Raw genomic sequence first — 18997 nt, forward strand, 5'->3', positions numbered from 1 at the left:
CACCATCTTGGATGGGCCAAATCAGGCCGTCCCCCCTGGGCCACAAGACGTTGACAAAGCCACGCTGTCGGTGAGCGGCCTCAGAAGTACGACCACTACCTCAAGGGGAGCTTGTGCTGCTCGTGTGGCGCCAAGCTCATGATCGAACGACCCCGTGACAAGCAAGGCGATCGCTACGAGTACTTCACCTGTTCAGGGCGGCGCAAAAAAGAAGAGGGGTGGCGATACCACCTGGCACGATTGAAGCGGACGAGCGAGGGTGAAGACGTCGACGTCGATGTTCAGTGAACGCTGCTGGTGAGCCAGTGGAGTGTCGCGGCGAGGCAGAGACCGGCGTGGTAGTTGCGTGCGGTCTTGTCTGAGCGCATCGCGATCCCGCGCCACTGCTTGAGCTTGTTGAAGCATCGCTCGACGACGTTGCGGCCACGGTAGCGGACCCGCTGCTCCTGACCGAAGTCGATCGGTCGCCCGCGGCGCTTGCGGCGGTGAGCGATCTGATCGTCACGTTCAGGGATCGTCGCGGCAATCCCGCGCTCGCGCAGCCAGGCGCGATTCGCCTTCGACGGGTAGCCCTTGTCCGCGAGCAGCCGATCCGGCCTCGACCGCGGCCTGCCTCTCGCGCCCGGGACGCGGATCTCGCTCAGCGTTGCGGTCAGCATGCTCGTGTCCGCCGCTTGTCCGGGCGTGAGGATGAACGCGAGAGCTCGTCCCTTGCCGTCGCAGACCAGGTGATTCTTCGTCGTCAACCCACCGCGGGAACGGCCGATCGCGTGATCGGGTGGCTCGTCACCGAATTTCTTGTAGTTCGCCAGAGCCCCCTGTGGCGCGGGGAAGGGTGGCGCCGTGCTGATGCACGCGCACGATCGTGGAGTCGATCGACGCGACCCAGTCCAGATCCCCGGACTGCTGCGCGAGAGCCTGCGTCTTCTCCAGCACCCGCGCCCACACGCCCAGCTCGGACCACCGGTTGAAGTTCTTATAGATCGTGTTCCAGTTCCCGAACCGCTCCGGCACGTCCCGCCACGGCGCACCAGTCCGGAACCGCCACGCCGTCGCCTCGACCACCGCGCGCCGATCCACCGGCGGCCGACCCGTCGACTTCGCAGTCGGGAACAGCGGACCGATCACAGCCCACGCTTCATCCGAGATCACGTCACGAAACACGCATCAAGACTCACCCACGAGGCAACCGCAGATGTTTAGCAACACGCCCTAGGCGGGCTGGAACGGCGCTCCGCCAGCGCTTGACATCCGCGTAGCGATCTGGCGTGCTGGGGAGGCGGGCCCGCGCCGAGAAGGAGACACGATGCGACTACTGCTCACCGGCGGCGGCGTGACCAATCCCAGCATCCGTAACGCCCTCGTGGATCTGCTCGGCAAGCCGACCGAGGAGTCGACGGCCCTGTGCATTCCCACAGCGATGTATGGGCATCCGTGGCTCGGTCCGGGCGTCAAGGCGTGGGAGTTCGCCGCCGGCCACGAGCCCGGCAACCCGATGGTTTCGCTGGGCTGGAAGTCGGTCGGGCTCCTCGAACTCACAGCACTGCCGAGCATCCCCGACGAGCGATGGATGCCGCAGGTGCGCGACGCCGACGTGCTACTCGTCTCGGGCGGCGATGCGATCTACCTGCACCACTGGCTCCGCGAGTCCGGGATGCTCGACGTGCTGGGCCACCTCGACGACACCGTGTGGCTCGGCATGAGCGCCGGCAGCATGGTCATGGCCCCGCGGATCGGCGAGGAATTCGTCGGTTGGAAATCACCCCTGGGTGACCGCGGGCTCGGCTTCGTCGACTTCGCGATCTGCCCGCACCTGGCCGTCGGCGATCGCCCCGGCAACTCGATGGAGGTCGCCGAGAGGTGGGCGTCCAAGATCGATGTCCCCGCGTATGTGATGGATGACGAAACGGCGATTGTCGTCGACGGCGACCGGGTCGAGGTCGTGTCGGAAGGGGTCTGGCACCGGCTGGGCGACTAGTACCGCTCGGCAAGGAGAGACGCAGGACTCTCGCACATTCGTTATCTGAAGTGATAATCTGCGCAGGTGGATGATGCGATGTCACGCCTTCCTGAGGGCCTGAGCGAGGTGCTCGAGTCCGCCGCGCGACTGCAGGCCCGCGTGCCGGATGCCGTCCTCGTCGGCGGAGCCGCCGCCGCTCTCTATGCGCGCCACCGGATGTCGACCGACCACGATCACATCATCGAAGACCTCCAGGACCGTTACGAACAGATCCTCGATGCCCTGGAGCGGGAGGGCGACTGGGTCTTCAACAGAGGGGTCCCGGGCAAGATCATCCTCGGCGAGCTCGGAGGAATCGAAGCAGGCGTGCGTCAGATGATCCGCACACGGCCGCTCGAGGTGCAGTCGGTCACCGTGCCGACCGGCGCCACCATCACGGTTCCCACTCTCGACGAGATTGCGCGAATCAAGGGCTTCCTGATCGTGAAGCGCAACCAGATGCGTGACTACCTCGACGTTGCCGCACTGTCGTATCGCTTCGGACCCGAGCGAATCGGCGCGGTGCTGTCCCGGATCGACGACTACTACACCGACCCGACTCATCCGGAAGACCGGCCGGTGCAGTCACAACTCGCCAGGCAGCTGATCGATCCCTCACCGAAAGACCACACCCGCATCCGCGACCTGGCCACCTACAAGCAGCTCGAGCGGCGCTGGCACGACTGGCAGAACGTCGTCGCCGACTGCCGAACGCTGGCTCCCTACGTCGCCGCCTGAATGCCGAGAGGAACTGAGGATGCCGCTTCGATTCCGCAATATCGACGTCACCCCCGACGCCCCCGTGCGCGAGTGGGGGTTCGAAGGCATGCTTGCCGCACTCGATCGGGGCTACGCGCCTCACTGGTCTCGGCTCGCTTCAGCCGTGGCGTCCGAGCCGGGCCTGCGCGAGATATTCGAGGAGGCTGCTGAGGCCGCGGAGTCACGCACCACCGTCGCGCTCGTGCGCGAAATGATCGACCACCGACAGCGGACGTCGTCGGACGTCGCCCGCGAACGCCTCCGCTCCGCCCACCGCGCGAGCGGCCTCACCCAACGTGAGCTCGCATCTACGCTCGGAACATCCGCGAGCCGGCTCAGCACCTATCTGAGCGGTCGTGTGACTCCCGCCATGGATGTGCTGGTCGCGGCCGAGGAACTCGCTGACCGAGAAGTCGCGCTTCGCAACGCGCGGGAACTGATTCTGCGGTAGGTGCTGCACGAGTCATCCATCACGAGACGGATCCACGGCGCTCCTGAGCGTCGAAGCTCCACCCTTGCACGCGGTGGATCATCGCCGCCTTCGGATAGGTGCCGCCGGGTCGGCCGATCTCGAACAGGTCGATCATCAGGAACAGCGGATAGGCAGGAGCCTGCGCGATCCGGAGCACGACGCGCCCCTCGCACCCGATGACGGTCTCGCCGCTCCCCCAGATCACTGTCCAGGTGTGAGGGGCGCTCGCATCGAACGGCAACGTCACCTCAGCCATATCGGTCTGCATCCGCGGATCATGATGCGCCTTCACGCCACACCGCGCGGCCGTGGTGGTGCCGACGGCATCCGCATCGATCTCGACAATGCAGATCTCTCCTGAGTCCTCCGGCGACAGATGCTCGGTTCCCACGAGCCAGGCCGCGAGCATGCATCCGTCATCACGCGTGGCCGACACGGTCAGGTCGACGCGTCCGCTCGAAGGAGCAAACAGCAGCCGCAACGGCGTTTCGGTACGCACGCGCACGTCGTCGCGGTGACGGTGGGTTCCGGATGCCGACCCCACCGGCCCCGAGAAGGTGCCCGTCTGCAGATTCGACACCCGCAGCGGGGCATCCTCGTGCCGCCAGTCGAGCTGATCCTGCTCGATCCGCAGCTCGAGGCCCCCGGGCGTGATGCGGTAGCGAGCTTCCGAGCGCTCCGGGGTCGTCCAGTGCGGCAGGTAGTGCGCCACCCAGCGCTCGGACGACAGATCACCCGAGAATCGGTCGTCGAGGTCGGGGGCGCGATCCGGCGGCGGAGGCAGCAGTTCGACGACGGATGGATCGAAGCTCACGTCCCCAGCATCGCGCCGACGTCCGACATGACGCGCGCGGAGAGCCGGGCCGCGCCTCAGGTCGCGTTCCAGAGCGCCTGGTAGTACTGCATCCGTTCCGGATCGGGGTCGATGCCGTACGCGTCAACGAGCGCGTCTTCCCACCCGGGTCCATAGTTCCACTGCGTACTGAGCGCGGCCGACGCGAGGTCGCCCCACCGATCACCGATACCAAGCGAGCCGAGGTCAACGTGGCCCGACCAGGTGCCGGCATCCGAGATCAGCGTGTTCGGCGCGCACGCGTCACCGTGACATACGACGAGCCGGTCAACCGGCGGCGGCTCGTGCAGCGCTGCGGGAACACGGATGCCGCGCGCCGCCGCGGTCGCGAGGCGCCCGGGCACATCCCACCGGAACGGGCACTGCGCGACCGGCAGCGCATCGTGCAGTGCCCGCAGCCCCTGACCGATCGCCCGAACCGCCGTCGCGGGATCGGAGCGCCACCGCGGTGATACCGCACTCTCCCCCGCCAGCGCCTCGGTCACGAGCCACGCGTGGGTTTCGTTGCGTCCGAACTCGATGACCCGCGGCACGGGTGTGAACGGAGCGACCCACCGCAGCCGTTCAACCTCCGCCTCGACCGACCACTCGGCGTTGTGGGCCTCGTATTTGATGAAACGGGTGCTGTCGGCATCCGTCGCCCGAAAAGTCAGGCCGCCGAGGTCGTTGATCCACACCGGGGTCAACCGTGCGCCCCGCGCCAACTCCCGCACCCGCGAGGGGATCGGGATGTCAGGCGACGGGATCTCAGCCATCTGCCCGCTCGTCCGGGACGATGATCACCATCGCGATCTCGCTCTCTGACCACCCGCGCGATTCGAGTTCTGCAGACAGCGCCTGGCTGAAGACCTGGTGCGACCTCCTTCTGGCCAGGACCGTCGCCTCGGGCACATCGTCGGCGCCGATCGCCTCGCACGCCTCGCGAAGATCGGCCCGCAGTCGAGACACCGTGGAGCTCCCAAACGCGGCGCGCAGATCCTCAACCGCGGGTAGACCCACCAACCAGCCGTCCACGCTGTACGCGGACTCAGATCCGGTCGGCGGCCTGCGCCCACCCATGCCGCGTGCCACTGCCATCCGTACGACCGCCACCCCGGTCGCGGCGACCGCCAGAATGCCGACCGCGGTCGTCGGATAGATCGAAAACGCCGCCTGGTAGAGCGGCGAACCCATCCCCAGCGTGAGAGCGACGGCGATGCGTCCGGCCGAGAACGTGGCATACCCCACGTTCACCAGCAAAAGCGTCAGCGCGCCGACCTCGCCGACGATCGGCGCGACGCGGGTCTCACGCGCCGTGAGTACGCACAGCAGCAGGAGTGCAAACACCTTCACCAGCGCCGAGATGGGAAGTCCGATGAGCGCGGTCGTCGCTGCAACAGCCAACACAGCGCAGGACACCACGATCGTGGCGCTGCGCAGTCGCCCCGACAGCGCACGAAGGGCCAGCAGAATACCGCCGGGACCGAGCACCATGAACGTGTCACCGACCACGAGCGCGAGAACGGTGCCCGTCGTTTCGTAGATCGCGTACATCAAGGTCGATCCCACGGCGGCGATGCCCGCGATAATGCAGAACCGGACGAACAGCTGCCCGCGTCCGGGCGAACCGATGCTGGGAAGTGTGGAGGCAATGATGACTCCCGCGACCGCGATGCAGATCACGAGGAGGGTGCCGATCCACGCCATAAACCCCCGCCCCCTTCCTGGTCTTCTCGGAAGTACCCAGGCCCGCCCGAGCTCATCATAGGGAACTGGCGGATGACGGCGACAGACAGGATGCGGCACCAGCCGTCACCGAGAGACACGGATCCCGCCGCATCCGGCGGGCAGAGATAGCATGATCGGTCGGCACGGATACCCATGACAGGTGCGCGAGCCCCGATGCGGAAGCAGGACATGACGAGCGACGCGACTCCCGAACAGTTCACCGCCGCAGCGCGCGTGGTAGCGCTACCCGCCAACTACTGGGCGGCGATCGACCTCGACGTCGCGCGCCTGAGCGCGCTCCCCGGACCGCGCATGATCGACGTTTCCAAGGGCAGCCCCGACATGCCCACCCCGCCCCACATCGTCGCGGCGATGCAACGGGCCGTCGACGACCCGCGACACCATCGATACAACGACTTCGCTGGCTACGCGGGCCTGCGTGAAGCCATTGCTCGCCGCTATCAGGCCGACCACGGCGTCGACCTCGACCCGCTGGCTCAGATCATCGCCTTCAGCGGATCACACGAAGCGCTCATGGCGTCCGTGCTCGCCCTCACCGATCCGGGTGACACCGTGATCCTGCCTGATCCGGGATACCCGATGTACGTATCGGCGGTCGACCTCGCCGGCGCCCGCATCCAGACCCTCCCGCTGATCGAACCCGCCTACCTCCCCGACTATGCGGCACTCGACGACCTCAACACGGCACGCCTGCTACTGCTGAACTACCCGAATAATCCCACCGGTGCTATCGCCGACAGCAGCGTCTTCGAGGGAGCCCTTGAGCTCACGCGCCGCGTCGGAGCGGCGTTCGTCCACGACTTCGCGTACTCGTCGCTCGGCAACGGCACCACCCGGCCGCTCTCGGCCCTGAGCGTCGACCGCGAGACCGAGCGCACGGTCGAACTGCAGACGCTCTCGAAGACCTACAGCATGGCGGGTTGGCGGGTGGGCTTCGCCGCCGGTAACCCGTCGATCATCGCGGCGATGCGTCGGTATCAGGCGCACGCGTTCAGCCTCATCTTCGGCGCGACACAGGAGGCCGCCGCCGCAGCGCTCGATGGCGATCAAAACATCGTCGATGAGCTCGTCGCGATCTACCAGCGTCGGCGCGCGGTCGTCACGGCGGGGCTCCGAGACATCGGCTGGGAGGTCGTCGGGGGCGAAGGCACCTTCTTCGTCTGGGCGCGCGTGCCCGGGGATGCCGCCGAGATCGCGGCACGCCTGCTCGAGGAATGCCGCGTCGCGGTGGCCCCCGGCGACGGCTTCGGCGAGCGCGGTCGCGGACACATCCGGATCGGACTCGTCCACGACGAGAGCATCCTGGCCGAAATGATCGACCGCCTCCGAGGAGTCGATCTGCCCCGCTGACGACATGTTTCGTCGCACTTCGTCATCCTGGCGACACACAACAGCGATCACGCCCGCGTGAACGTAGCGTCATCGGCATGACCGACTCCCCCGTTCCCGTCCTCGACTTCTCGCAGCTGGATGCCGGCCCCGAGGCCGCTGCTCGGTTCCGTGCGGATCTTCGCCAAGCCACCCATGAGGTCGGGTTCTTTGCTCTGACTGGGCACGGTGCCTCGCCCGCGCTGCAAGATCGACTACTGGCGACCGCGCGCGCGTTCTTCGCCCTCCCGGATGCCGACAAGCTCGCGATCGAGAACCTGAAATCCCCCCAGTTCCACGGGTACGCGCGTCTCGGCGGTGAACTCACCCAGGGCCGCATCGATTGGCGTGAGCAGATCGACATCGGCCCCGGTGGCGAGCCCGTCGCCGTCGGCGAGAACGACCCCGCCTACCTCGCGCTCGCCGGACCCAACCTGTGGCCGGCGCACCTCCCCGAACTGCGCGAGGTGATCGAGGAGTGGACAACCCACCTCACCGTGGTCGCTCGACGTCTGCTCACGGCGTGGGCCGAGTCCCTCGGCGCGGACCCCGACGACCTGCTCCGGCTCTTCGACGACGCCCCGGCAACTCTCCTGAAGGTCGTGCGCTATCCGGGCATGCCTGACGACGCGCCGTCGCGCCAGGGAGTCGGCAGTCACAAGGACAGTGGTGTCTTGACCCTGCTGTGGATCGAGCCGGGTAGCCCCGGGCTTCAGGTCGAGTACGGCGGCCGGTGGTTCGATGTGCCGCCCGTCGACGGGGCGCTCGTCGTCAACATCGGCGAGCTCCTCGAATGGGCGACCGACGGCTACCTACGCGCCACTGTCCACCGTGTTGTCGCACCCGCCGAAGGGACCGACCGAATCTCGGTTCCGTTCTTCTTCAATCCGCGACTTGATGCCGAACTCCCGCGCCTGCAGATCGCCGACGAGTTCCGCGCCGCCGCGCGAGGTGTCGAACAGGACCCCGACAACGTCATCCACGGAACGTACGGCGAGAATCTGCTGAAGTCGCGCCTGCGTGCTCACCCGGATGTCGCCGCGATCCACCACCCCCAGTTGCTCGAGGTTCCCGCCGGAGTGTGAGGTCCGGGAGGCCCGGCGGGGTGCACGGCATGCAACATGTCGTCATATGACGACAGTGATTCGGATGCCGTCACCCTGCCGTGCACAATGGTGGGCATGTCCCTGACGTGTCGGTGTTGTCGCTAGCGCTATTGCGCTGCCCCGCGACCCCCGACCCGTGCGCCCTTCGGCGCTGATTCACTAGGACATCCCCGTGCGCTATGCCGCCTCGGTTGCCGACCTCATCGGCAACACCCCTCTCGTTCGCCTGAACTCCGTCACCTCCGGCATCCGTGCCACCGTGCTCGCGAAAGTCGAGTACCTGAACCCCGGCGGCTCCGCAAAAGACCGCATCGCCGCCCGCATGATCGACGACGCCGAAGCGCAGGGACTCCTGCGACCCGGCGGCACGATCATCGAACCCACGAGCGGCAACACCGGCGTGGGCCTCGCGCTGGTCGCCCAACAGCGCGGGTACCGGATGATCTTCGTCGTTCCCGACAAGTTCGCCGGCGACAAGGTCGCAACCCTCCGCGCCTACGGCGCCGAGGTCGTCGAGGTTCCCGCATCCGTGCCGCCGGAGCATCCGGACTCGTACTACTCGGTGTCGGATCGCCTCGCCCGCGAGATCCCGGGAGCGTTCAAGCCCAACCAGTTCGCCAACCCCGCCGCGCCCCGCAGCCACTTTGAGACCACCGGCCCCGAGATCTGGCGCGACACCGACGGTGAGGTCACGCATTTCGTCGCCGGCGTCGGCACGGGGGGCACGATCTCGGGAGCGGGACGCTACCTCAAACAAGCCTCGGCGGGACGGGTGCGCGTGATCGGCGCCGACCCCGAGGGCTCGATCTATTCAGGCGGACCCATCCACGGCTACCTCGTCGAGGGCGTGGGCGAGGACTTCTATCCACCGAACTTCGATCCCGGCGTCGTCGATCAGTTCCACCGCATCTCGGATGCCGAATCTTTCGCGATGACCCGCCGCCTCGCCCGCGAGGAGGGTCTGCTCGTCGGGGGCTCGAGCGGCATGGCCGTCGTCGCTGCCCTGCGCACGGCGCGAGATCTGCCCGACACGGCCGTCGTCGTCGTACTTCTTCCCGACAGCGGCCGCAGCTATCTCGGCAAGATCTTCGACGACGACTGGATCACCGACCGCATCCCCGCCACGTTCGACCACCAGCCTGTGAGGACCGCATGACCAGCCCCGCCGCCCGCCAGTTCGATTCGCTCGCCGTCCACGCCGGGCAGGATCCGGATGCCGCCACCGGCGCTGTCATCCCACCCGTCCACTTCTCCTCGACCTACGTGCAGGACGGGATCGGAAACCTCCGCGACGGCTACGAGTACGGCCGCGCCGGCAACCCGACGCGCACGGCGCTCGAGCGCCAGCTCGCCGCGATCGAAGGCGGCACGTTCGGCCTCTCGTTCGCGTCGGGCCTTGCCGCCGAAGACGCACTCCTCCGGGCCCTTCTGAAGCCCGGCGACGAGGTGCTCATCGGAAACGACGCCTACGGCGGCACATACCGGCTCATCTCCCGCCTCCTGGGGCCCTGGGGTGTCGGGGTACGGGTCGCCGATCTCAGCGACCCGGCCGCCGTGGCAGCGGCACTGTCGGCATCCGTTCCGCGCGTCGTCTGGGTCGAGACGCCCAGCAACCCGCTGCTGCGGATCACCGACATCGCTGCCCTCGCGACAGCTGCTCACGCCGTCGGCGCGATCGTCGTCGTCGACAACACCTTCGCGACCCCGGCGCTGCAACAGCCCCTGAGTCTTGGCGCCGATGTGGTCGTGCACTCGGCGACGAAGTACCTCGGCGGGCACTCCGACGTCGTCGGGGGCGCCGTGGTGACCTCGGATGCCGAGATCCACGAGAAGACGCGGTTCCTGCAGTTCGCCGCGGGAGCCGTTTCGGGGCCGCTGGATGCCTGGCTCACGACGCGCGGGATCAAGACTCTCGGCATCCGGATGCAGCGGCACAGCGAGAACGCGCAGCGCGTCGCGACTACCCTCGCCGCCGATCCCCGCGTCGCGCGCGTCTACTACCCGGGTCTGCCGACGCACCCCGGCCACGAGATCGCGGCGGCGCAGATGAGCGGGTTCGGCGGGATCGTCTCGCTCGAGCTCGGCTCGGGCGAGCAGGCTCGGCGGTTCGCCGAGTCGACGCGCCTCTTCACGCTGGCCGAATCGCTCGGCGGCGTCGAGTCGCTCGTCAACTATCCCGATGCGATGACGCATGCGTCAGTGCGCGGCACGGAACTCGCCGTCCCTGAGACGATCGTGCGCCTGTCGGTCGGGATCGAATCGGCCGACGACCTGCTCGATGACATCGACCACGCCCTTGCGAAGGCGAGCTGACAGCCAGCGGGTTCGTGACGGCGTGTGACAGGGGCGTGAGCGAGGCGGCCCCGGGCCTGCCAGGATGGAAACGGTGAGCAAGACGACGGGACCTGGCGGCGCGAGCGCGCCCACCGCGACACTCGAAAACTCCGTCATCCTGACGGGCGACACTGTCCGCATCCTGGATCGCCGCGTCTTTCCCTCACGCATCGAGTGGGTCATCGCCCACACCGCCGAAGAGGTCGCCGAGGCGATCCGGGCGATGGTCACCCAGAGTTCCGGGCCGCTCTATGCGGCCTGCGCGGGCATGGCGCTGACGGCACAGCAGTCCCGTGATCAGCCGCTCCCCGACGCTCGCGCGCGCCTCGCGGCCGCGGGAGCGGCGATCGCCTCTGCCCGCCCCACCAACCGTCATCCGCAGGATGCTGTCGCGGCGATCATCGACGCGACTTCCGCCGCGACGACGACCGCCGAATTCGTCGAGCGGGCAACGGACGCCGCCACAGCCTTCGCCGCCGCATACCGCGACGCGGGCGTGCGCCTCGGGCGGGCCGCGGTTTCGCTGCTCCCGCAGCGCGCGACGATCCTCACCCACTGCTGGGGGGAGGCGTACCTGTTCGGCCTCGTCACCGCTGCCCGCGAAGCCGGCACCGCACTGACCTGGGTCGCCACCGAAACGCGCCCCTATCTGCAGGGCGCACGCCTGACCGCGCACTCGCTGCGCGAGCTCGGCTACGACGTCACTCTGATAACCGACGGCATGGCAGCCGCCGCCCTCGCCTCCCCCACCGGGGCCGGCAGCGGACCGATCGACGCCGCCATCACCGCCGCCGACCGCGTCGCCATGGACGGCTCGGTCATCAACAAGGTCGGCACCCTCGCCATCGCTGCCGCCGCGAGCACGTTCGACATCCCCTACATCGCCCTCGTCGAGGCACCCGACGCCGAGGCTCCGACCGGCGCGGATGTCGTCATCGAAGAGCGCGACCCCCGCGACGTGCTCGAAGTGCTCGGGCACCGCACCGCGAGCGAGCTCGTGACGGATGCCTGGTACCCCGCCTTCGACATCACCCCGCCCCGGCTCGTGACGAGCATCGCGACGTCTCGCGGCCCCTTCTCCCCCGACCGCCTCGCGGAGTACTTCACGACCCCCGCCGACCGGTTCGCCTCGCCCGTCACTGCCACGACCGCCGACACTCTCGTGCCGGCAGGAACGGATGCCACCGCATGACGACTCTCGCCGTGGACGTGATCGTCCTCGACATCGAAGGCACCACGAGCGCCGCGGGGTTCATCCTCGGCGACCTCTACGACTACGCGCGTCCGCGTCTGGAGCAGGTGCTCGCCCGCGCCGAGAACGACGAGGTGATCGCCGCCGCTCGCGCCGACGCGATCACCGAAACGGGACTCACTCCCGACGCCACTGACACCGAGGTCGCCGATGCGCTACGCGCGCTCATGGCAGCCGATGTCAAGTCCACTCCCCTGAAGACGCTGCAGGGAGTGCTGTGGGCCGAGGGCTTCGCGCGCGGCGAGATCACCTCGCAGTTCTTCGACGACGTGCCCCCGCGACTGCGCGAGTGGCGGGATGCCGGCATCCGTCTGGTCGTCTACTCGTCGGGTTCGGTGGCCTCGCAGCAGCCCTGGTTCCGTCACGCTCCGCAGGGAGACCTGAGCACTCTCGTCGAGGCCTGGTTCGACACCGTCAACGCGGGGCCGAAGAAAGAAGAAGCCTCTTACCGGCGCATCGCCGAGTCGCTCGGGCTGGATGCCGCACGTCTGCTGTTTCTCACCGATCACCCCGACGAGGTCGCCGCCGCTCACGCCGCGGGCTGGAACGTCATCGCCCTCGACCGGACGGGCGAACCGTGGGCGGGCGAACATCCGACGGGAACCGCGGTCGGCAGCTTTGACGAGATCGAGGTGACGCGATGAGCACGGTGCCTTCTGCCGCCGCTATCACCGATGCCGGCGCGATCCTCGCCGATGAGGCCCGCCGCTTCGCTGGCTACGGCTGGATGCGCGGCACCTCGGGGAACCTCTCGCTCGTGCTCGAGCGCGATCCGCTCACGCTCGCCGTCACGGCATCCGGCCTCGATAAATCCCAGCTGAGCGCGACGGATGTCGTCCTCGTCGATGCCCACGGCGCTGCCCTCGACCCCGCCGACACGCGGCCCCCGTCGGCAGAAGCCGGCCTGCACGCGCACATCGCGAGCCGGACGGGTGCGGGCGCGATCTTCCACGTCCACGCAATGGATGCCGTCATCGCCGGGGCACGGTGGCCGGGCGGCGTCGAGCTGCGCGATCTGGAGATGCTCAAAGGCCTCGGTCACCGAGCGCACGACGAGACCGTCGTCATCCCGGTGATCGACAACCATCAGGACATGACCGTCGAGGCGGCGCGCTTCGACGAGGTCTACGTACCGGCCACGGCCGACGTACCTGAAGTACCGGTTCTGATCGTCGCCAGCCACGGCATCTACGCCTGGGGCGCGACGCATCTCGATGCCCGGCGCCACCTCGAGATCGCCGAGTGGCTCCTGCGCTTCACCGTCGCCACGCGCTGACCCCTGGGCCGCTGCCCGCCACGGTCCCAGTCTCGCCGGGATCCCGACGCGCGCTATGCGAACGGAATCTCGGTGGTCCCCGCGACGAGAGTGCGCACGTCAGACGTGACGAGGCGCTCGGTGCCGAGCCGGCGCGCGACCCGCAGCGCCCAGCGCACCGCACGGGCGCGCTCGGGCTCGGGAAGCGTCTGGATGTCGGCAACCTTCGAGAACCCGACGATGCGTCGCACGGTTTTGGCCGCTGCGTAGATCGCGGCATCCGTGTGCACCCGCTCGAGAGTCGCCGTCAGCACCGCGTCGTCGAAGACGCGCGGGTCCACCCGGGTCGGCCACCGCGACGAGAACTCCTGGTCGAAGGCGTCAACGAGTTCGACCGGCAGCGCGAGCAGCAGCTCGGCGTCAGCCGAGCGGCCCTGCGCGTGGGCGCGGGCAGCAGCGAGCACGAGATTCGCCCAGACCGCACCGAGATCGAACCCGGTCGGGCCGTACATTCCGAATTCGGAATCAAACGCGCGCACCGATCCGGCCGCACCTTCCTCGTCCGCGCGGACGAAGACCGAACCCGTGTGCAGGTCCCCGTGGATGAGACTCTGCGTGTCTTCTTGAAAACGAAGCTTCGCCAGTGCGATCTCGTGCACGAAATCCCGGTCCGCGCGAAGCTCCCGGACATCCTCATCGTTGGCGGGCAGCCAGCCGTTGTGGACGTGGTCGACGTAGGGCTCGGTGAACACCAGGTCTTCGGTGATCTCACCGAGCTCCGGATTCGCCGCCGCAGCGACCAGGCGGCGGCGCGCGGGCCCGGGCGTGCCGAAGACGCTCGTCGCGAAGGCCGTCGCGCCGACGTAGCGGCCGAGTTCTGCCGCGGCGTACGGATGCAGGCGCCCGGCGTTGAGCTCCGACCGCCACACCGCGTGGTCGCTGAGGTCCTCGATCGACAGGACGATCGCCTCTTCATCGAACCCGTAGAGCGCGGGCACGTGTGCGGGATCGATCCGCTCGTGCGCGGCGAGCACGAAGGCCTCACGGCGGGTCCGCTCGCGGGTCATCGGCCACGAGGGATCCACCCGGACGTGCGGCAGCGACTGCTTGATGACGACACTGCTCCCGTGCGCGTCGGTGACGACGAACACGAGGTTGAGGTTGCCGTCGCCGACCTCGCGGACAGTCACGATCGCGGCAGGATCGACAGGTCCCGCCAGGTGCGGACGATCGGCGAGAAAGCCCGGGACCGTCTCGACGGTCAGCTGCGCGGTAGACGTGGTGGTGCTCATGAACTGGTCGTGCTCCCGGCGTTGATGATGGTGGCGCGGCGACGGAACGTGAAGCTGAACAGCAGCGCGACCAGCAGCACGACGCCCTTGCCGAAGTCCTGGTAGTAGTACGGCAGGCCCGCCATCGAGAATCCTGTCACCATGACGGCGATGAGTACCGCACCGAGTGCCGTCCCCCATGCGTTGGGGCGACCGATACCGAGAACTGACACACCCACGAGCGCGACAGCAACGGCATCCAGCAGCAGCGAGTTACCGGCCGAGACATCGCCCTGGCCGATGCGTGCCGACAGCAGCAGACCCGAAATCGAGGCGAGGATGCCGCATCCGATGTACGCGGCGGCGCGGTAGACCCGCACGCGCACGCCCGCCAGACGCGCAGCCTGCGGATTGGATCCGACAGCTGCGAGTGCCCGGCCCCAGCGGGTGCGTTCGAGGACGACCCACAGCAGGACGGTGAGCGCGAAGAACAGGATGACGGGAACCGACACGAATCCGATCGAGCCGCGGTCAAGCCACAGGAAGTCGTCCGTGAACCGGCCCGGCGCGGTCGACCCGTCGGGCAGCATCATCTGCGACGAGATCGACTTTCCGTCGACGATGATGAGCTTCAGGCCCACGACGATGAACATCGTGGTCAGGGTGGCGAGCAGATCCGGGATGCGGGCGAAGACGATGAGGACGGCATTGAAAGCCCCGATGAGGGCACCCGAGACGAGAACGACAGCGATCGAGACCCCGCCGACCTGGCCGGCGACGACGAGGGTCCACGCCGAGATCGAGACCGCGAAGCCGGCGTTCGCGCCGACCGAGAGGTCGAGACCGCCGACCGTCATCGCGAGGGTCACCCCGAGACCGGCAATGCCGATGGGAGCGATGTACTTCAGCATCCCGAACACGTTCTCGACGGTGCGGAAGTTCGGTTCGGTGATCGCGAAGTACAGGATCAGCGCGGCGGTGACGGCCACGAATCCCCACGTCGCGATGCCCCGGGCGGCCCTTTCGCCGATGCTCTCACGGGCAACGAACGCGGTCTGCGCGCTCATGCGGACTCCTTCTGGTGGTGCGGATCGTCCAGGAGCGCGGCGACGAGCCGCTCACGCGGCACGGTGCCGGCGGGTACATCGAGAACGATGCGCCCCTGAACGAGAACGATGATGCGATCGGCGACGTCGAGGATTTCGTCGATGTCGCTCGAGAAGACCACGACGGCGCGGCCCCCTGCGGCCTGGGCGCGCGCGGCTGCGCCGATCGCGCGCCGTGCGCCGATGTCGACGCCGCGAAACGGCTCGTCCAGGAGCGCGACACGCGGATCGGTGCGCAACCAGCGCCCGACCATCACCTTCTGCTGGTTGCCGCCCGACAGATCGTCAACGGCCGTCGCGGCAGAAGGCGCCACGACGCCGTAGTCGCGCACGACCTCGGCGCCGACCGCCGTCTCGGCGCGGGTGCGGATGAACCCCAGCCGGGTCGAGATCTCCGAAAGGACAGGGAGCCCGACGGTGCGCGAGATCGACCAGCCCTGCTGGATGCCATCGCGCTGTCGGTCTTCGGGCACGAGGACGACACCCCTCTCGATCGCTGCCGCAGGCGAGGTGGGAGCAAAGTCGGCATCCCCCAGTCGCAGGGTCGCTCCTGGTGCCGGGCGGGCGCCGCCGAGCGCTTCGGCGAGTTCCGTCTTTCCCGCGCCCAGCAGTCCCAGGACCCCCGTGACGTGTCCGCTATGGATCTGGAGCGACAGTGCAGCGGCGCCAGGAAGAAGCGTCACCCCTTCGGCATCGAGCTCGACATCTCCCGCGGGAAGGGGGTCGGTCACATGCTGCTGGAGTTCGGTGGGCACGCCGAGCATCGCCTCGATCGCGGCGCGCCAGTCGAACGGGCGGGACGCGTCGAGGGTGACCGATCCGTCGCGCAGGACGACGATGCGGTCGGCCAGCCGCTCGACCTCACCGAAACGGTGGCTGACGAAGACGATCGCCAGGCCCGCATCGCGCAGGCTCCGCACGACCTCGAAGAGCCGGTCGGCCTCGGCTTGGGTGAGCGCGGACGTCGGCTCGTCGAGAATGAGCAGCCGCGGCGTGGAACGGAGGGCGCGCGCGAGGATCAGCAGCTGCGCATCGGATGCCCCGAGACGGGCGGCATCCGTCGTGAGCACCTCATCGCTCCAGTGCAGGCCGAGCCGGGACAGTGCCGCGCGCGCTGCGCGCAGGGACTCCCGTCGACGCACGATTCGGTGTCCGTGGGTGGCGAGGTCGGTAAGGAGAACGTTGTCAGCCACGGACAGTCCGGGGACGATGCCGTCAGCGATCCGCTGATGCACCGTCTCGATGCCCGCGTGGCGCGCCGCGGCCGGGCTGCCGATCGGCCCGCTGTGACCGGCGATCTCGATCTGACCGGCGTCGTGGGAGACAGACCCCGAGATCGCACCGATGAGCGTCGACTTTCCGGCGCCGTTGGTGCCGAGCAGCGCGGTGATCGTGCCGGGATAGAGGGCAAGATCAACGCCCTGCAGGACCCGGTTGGATCCGAAGCGCACGCCGACGCCGGTGAGGCGGATGACGGGCTGGTCATCCGCCTCACCGGCGTTGTGGCGGGTTTCGCTCACTGCGAGACAGCAGGAAGCCAGTCGGCAGTGAGGAAGTCACCCAGCTGGAGGCCCGGCTCGACCTCGCGCAGCGCGGCCACGTTCGTGACGCCCTCATCGAGCAGGAACTGCTGCGTGATCGTCACGGCGGGGAACTGCACCTCGGTCTCATCGGACTCGCCGGCCAGCGACAGCGCGAGCGCACGCACGACAGCGGCGCCGACCGCGGCGGGGTCGGTCGCGCTCGTGGCCACCCAGGGGCTGCCGTCCGCGGTGATGACCTCAATGTCGGCGTTGGAGATGTCGATGCCGTAGACCTTGACGGAGTCCTGCAGGTTGTTCTGGATGACCGCCTGCACGACGCCCTTGGTGATCTCGTCGTAGGGAGCGAAGATCGCCTGCACGTCAGGGTGCTGCTTGAGTGCGGCATCCACGAGCGGGATGTTGTCGGTTGCGGTCGACTCGGTGACCTCACCGGTGAAGAACAGCTGGTCGAGGTTGTGCTCGCTCACGTAGGTGTCCCAGACGGCCTTCCGACGATCGAGCGGTGCGAAACCCTCGGCGCTGACCAGGCCGACCTTCGCTCCGTCGCCCACGTCGGCGATGAGCTGGTCGAGCACACCCTCAGCCATCGAGGCATCCGACTGCGAGGTCACAATGACGCCATCGGTGTTCTCCAGGGCGAGGTCATAGACGATGACCGGGATACCGGCGGCGACGGCGTCCCGGATGCGGGGCTCGAGCGTGTCGGTCTGACCGTGGTCGACGATGATCGCGTCGGGCTGGGAGGCGATCGCCTGTTCGAGGTCTGAGGCCTGCTTCGCGTTGTCGTTGCGAGCATCGGTCACGGTGAGCTCGATGTTGGTCGCCGCCGCCTGCGCCTTCGCGCCGGCCGTCCACGCGGTGAAGAAGTCACCGGCACCGGACTGCTGCACGAGAGCGACCTTGACCGGCTCGCCGTCGAACGGAGCCGGAAGGGGTGCGGTGGCCTCGGCCTGACTTGCCGTAGCGGTGGCAGCAGGCTGCTGGGCGCAACCAGTGAAGATCAGCGCCGCGGCGGCGGTCGCTGCGGCAACGCCCAGAACGCGACGGATCGGGGTGCGAGAGGTCATGGTGATTCCACTTCTGGTAGCTGTGTGACGCGCTCGATGCAGCGGCGCGGCTCCACAGTCAATCGCGGCGGCAAAGCACGTTCCAAAACGCGGTTGCGCTTTGTTACGCATTCGCACTGTCGTGTCGATATGTGACGCTGCGGGACGACATCACCAGACCGTCTGCGCGAGAATCGAGTTCGAGAAACCGCGCTCGCGCGACCCGCGCAAGGAGGACCCATGACCCTGCTGACCGTCTGGAACGAGACCGACCCCGAGACGCCGATCGTCGAGACCCTCGACGCGGAAGAGGTTCGTGCGGAGCTCGCAAAGCTCGGTGCACGCTTCTCCCGCTGGGAGGTCAAGGCTTTCGCCGCGGATGCCACCCTCGACGAGATCCTCGCGCTGTACCGCGACGAGGTAGAAGAGGTGAAGGCACGCGAGGGCTACACGCTGGTCGACATCGTCGGGCTTTCGCCGCAGCAGAGCAACTACGACGAGGTCAAGGGCCCGTCGCGCGAGAAGTTCCTCTCGGAGCACCGCCACGACGACGATGAAGACCGGTTCTTCGCCGACGGCGCAGGCGTCTTCTACCTGCACGTCGATGGCAAGGTCTACGCCCTCTACTGCGAGCCCGGAGACCTCGTCTCGGTGCCGGCGAACACCACACACTGGTTCGACATGGGTACCGCGCCCACCTTCACATCGATTCGCTTCTTCCACGACGACGACGGCTGGGTCGGCCACTTCACCGGCAACCCCATCGCCGAAACGTTCCCGAGCTTCGACGACCTCCAGGCACGCCGGGCAACGCTCGTCTCGGTCTAAGCCTCGATCCACCGATGAGCCGTGGGTGTGCCGGGGCGGCATGATCGGGGCGCGGTGACGCGTCGAGGGCAGGGTT

18 protein-coding genes and 1 pseudogene are annotated in these 18997 nt (G+C 68.0%); 11 read left to right on the forward strand and 8 right to left on the reverse strand.

Annotated elements, in window-relative coordinates; all coding sequences use genetic code 11:
• Positions 1 to 281: 281 nt before the first annotated feature.
• Positions 282 to 1164 (reverse strand): annotated as a pseudogene (locus ACQVDU_RS04970) (IS5 family transposase).
• A 142-nt stretch (positions 1165 to 1306) separates the two neighbouring features.
• On the opposite strand from ACQVDU_RS04970, the gene ACQVDU_RS04975 reads away from it, so the two are divergent.
• The 3 genes from ACQVDU_RS04975 (at position 1307) to ACQVDU_RS04985 (ending at position 3209) form a co-directional block, all read left to right on the forward strand.
• Positions 1307 to 1978, forward strand: coding sequence for a Type 1 glutamine amidotransferase-like domain-containing protein (locus ACQVDU_RS04975; protein WP_300592166.1), 672 nt, complete (start codon positions 1307 to 1309; stop codon positions 1976 to 1978).
• Between the two features lie 78 nt (positions 1979 to 2056).
• Positions 2057 to 2737, forward strand: a complete 681-nt coding sequence (locus tag ACQVDU_RS04980) for a hypothetical protein (RefSeq protein ID WP_443476371.1) — start codon at positions 2057 to 2059, stop codon at positions 2735 to 2737.
• Positions 2738 to 2756: 19 nt separating this feature from the next.
• Positions 2757 to 3209 (forward strand): helix-turn-helix domain-containing protein, encoded by a 453-nt coding sequence (locus ACQVDU_RS04985; protein ID WP_300592169.1) that lies wholly within the window; start codon positions 2757 to 2759, stop codon positions 3207 to 3209.
• A 19-nt stretch (positions 3210 to 3228) separates the two neighbouring features.
• On the opposite strand, the gene ACQVDU_RS04990 is transcribed toward ACQVDU_RS04985, so the two are convergent.
• The 3 genes from ACQVDU_RS04990 to ACQVDU_RS05000 are packed head-to-tail and all read right to left on the reverse strand — an operon-like array spanning position 3229 to position 5769.
• On the reverse strand, positions 3229 to 4044 hold the full coding sequence (locus tag ACQVDU_RS04990; RefSeq protein WP_443476372.1) for a hypothetical protein: 816 nt from the start codon (positions 4042 to 4044) through the stop codon (positions 3229 to 3231).
• 56 nt (positions 4045 to 4100) lie between these two features.
• Positions 4101 to 4838 (reverse strand): phosphotransferase, encoded by a 738-nt coding sequence (locus tag ACQVDU_RS04995; protein WP_443476373.1) that lies wholly within the window; start codon positions 4836 to 4838, stop codon positions 4101 to 4103.
• On the reverse strand, positions 4831 to 5769 hold the full coding sequence (locus tag ACQVDU_RS05000; protein ID WP_300592174.1) for a hypothetical protein: 939 nt from the start codon (positions 5767 to 5769) through the stop codon (positions 4831 to 4833). Before ACQVDU_RS05000 ends, ACQVDU_RS04995 begins: the two co-directional genes overlap by 8 nt.
• A 210-nt stretch (positions 5770 to 5979) precedes the next feature.
• Here ACQVDU_RS05000 and ACQVDU_RS05005 point away from each other — a divergent pair, with 210 nt between their 5' ends.
• From ACQVDU_RS05005 to mtnB, 7 genes are all read left to right on the forward strand, one after another.
• Positions 5980 to 7161: an aminotransferase class I/II-fold pyridoxal phosphate-dependent enzyme gene (locus ACQVDU_RS05005; RefSeq protein WP_300592176.1), complete on the forward strand. Its 1182-nt coding sequence runs from the start codon at positions 5980 to 5982 to the stop codon at positions 7159 to 7161.
• Positions 7162 to 7238: 77 nt separating this feature from the next.
• Positions 7239 to 8264, forward strand: a complete 1026-nt coding sequence (locus ACQVDU_RS05010) for an isopenicillin N synthase family dioxygenase (RefSeq protein ID WP_443476374.1) — start codon at positions 7239 to 7241, stop codon at positions 8262 to 8264.
• A gap of 193 nt (positions 8265 to 8457) precedes the next feature.
• The gene (locus tag ACQVDU_RS05015; protein ID WP_300592180.1) at positions 8458 to 9441 is read left to right on the forward strand and encodes a PLP-dependent cysteine synthase family protein; all 984 of its coding nucleotides are present in this window, start codon (positions 8458 to 8460) and stop codon (positions 9439 to 9441) included.
• Positions 9438 to 10598 carry a cystathionine gamma-synthase gene (locus ACQVDU_RS05020; protein WP_300592182.1) on the forward strand — a complete coding sequence of 387 codons (1161 nt, stop codon included), beginning with the start codon at positions 9438 to 9440 and terminating at the stop codon, positions 10596 to 10598. The genes ACQVDU_RS05015 and ACQVDU_RS05020 overlap by 4 nt, the downstream gene beginning before the upstream one ends.
• Before the next feature lie 73 nt (positions 10599 to 10671).
• Positions 10672 to 11811, forward strand: coding sequence for a hypothetical protein (locus ACQVDU_RS05025; protein ID WP_443476375.1), 1140 nt, complete (start codon positions 10672 to 10674; stop codon positions 11809 to 11811).
• Positions 11808 to 12515 (forward strand): acireductone synthase, encoded by a 708-nt coding sequence (gene mtnC / locus ACQVDU_RS05030; RefSeq protein ID WP_443476376.1) that lies wholly within the window; start codon positions 11808 to 11810, stop codon positions 12513 to 12515. Before ACQVDU_RS05025 ends, mtnC begins: the two co-directional genes overlap by 4 nt.
• Positions 12512 to 13147: a methylthioribulose 1-phosphate dehydratase gene (gene mtnB, locus ACQVDU_RS05035; RefSeq protein ID WP_300592188.1), complete on the forward strand. Its 636-nt coding sequence runs from the start codon at positions 12512 to 12514 to the stop codon at positions 13145 to 13147. The genes mtnC and mtnB overlap by 4 nt, the downstream gene beginning before the upstream one ends.
• 53 nt (positions 13148 to 13200) lie before the next feature.
• On the opposite strand, the gene mtnK is transcribed toward mtnB, so the two are convergent.
• Genes mtnK through ACQVDU_RS05055 form a run of 4 tightly spaced genes read right to left on the reverse strand, consistent with a single transcriptional unit; the run spans position 13201 to position 18114 of the window.
• A complete protein-coding gene (mtnK, locus tag ACQVDU_RS05040; RefSeq protein ID WP_300592190.1) occupies positions 13201 to 14418 on the reverse strand; it encodes an S-methyl-5-thioribose kinase in 1218 nt (405 codons plus the stop codon).
• Positions 14415 to 15464: an ABC transporter permease gene (locus tag ACQVDU_RS05045; protein ID WP_300592192.1), complete on the reverse strand. Its 1050-nt coding sequence runs from the start codon at positions 15462 to 15464 to the stop codon at positions 14415 to 14417. Before ACQVDU_RS05045 ends, mtnK begins: the two co-directional genes overlap by 4 nt.
• The gene (locus tag ACQVDU_RS05050; protein WP_443476377.1) at positions 15461 to 17023 is read right to left on the reverse strand and encodes a sugar ABC transporter ATP-binding protein; all 1563 of its coding nucleotides are present in this window, start codon (positions 17021 to 17023) and stop codon (positions 15461 to 15463) included. The genes ACQVDU_RS05045 and ACQVDU_RS05050 overlap by 4 nt, the downstream gene beginning before the upstream one ends.
• Positions 17020 to 18114: a substrate-binding domain-containing protein gene (locus ACQVDU_RS05055; RefSeq protein ID WP_443476378.1), complete on the reverse strand. Its 1095-nt coding sequence runs from the start codon at positions 18112 to 18114 to the stop codon at positions 17020 to 17022. The genes ACQVDU_RS05050 and ACQVDU_RS05055 overlap by 4 nt, the downstream gene beginning before the upstream one ends.
• A 219-nt stretch (positions 18115 to 18333) precedes the next feature.
• Between ACQVDU_RS05055 and ACQVDU_RS05060 the strand changes: the two genes are divergently transcribed.
• Positions 18334 to 18921 carry a 1,2-dihydroxy-3-keto-5-methylthiopentene dioxygenase gene (locus tag ACQVDU_RS05060; protein ID WP_300590934.1) on the forward strand — a complete coding sequence of 196 codons (588 nt, stop codon included), beginning with the start codon at positions 18334 to 18336 and terminating at the stop codon, positions 18919 to 18921.
• Positions 18922 to 18997: the final 76 nt, after the last annotated feature.

Origin of the sequence: Microbacterium sp. F2 (assembly GCF_052274505.1) — a bacterium.
In the GTDB taxonomy this organism is placed as follows: domain Bacteria; phylum Actinomycetota; class Actinomycetes; order Actinomycetales; family Microbacteriaceae; genus Microbacterium.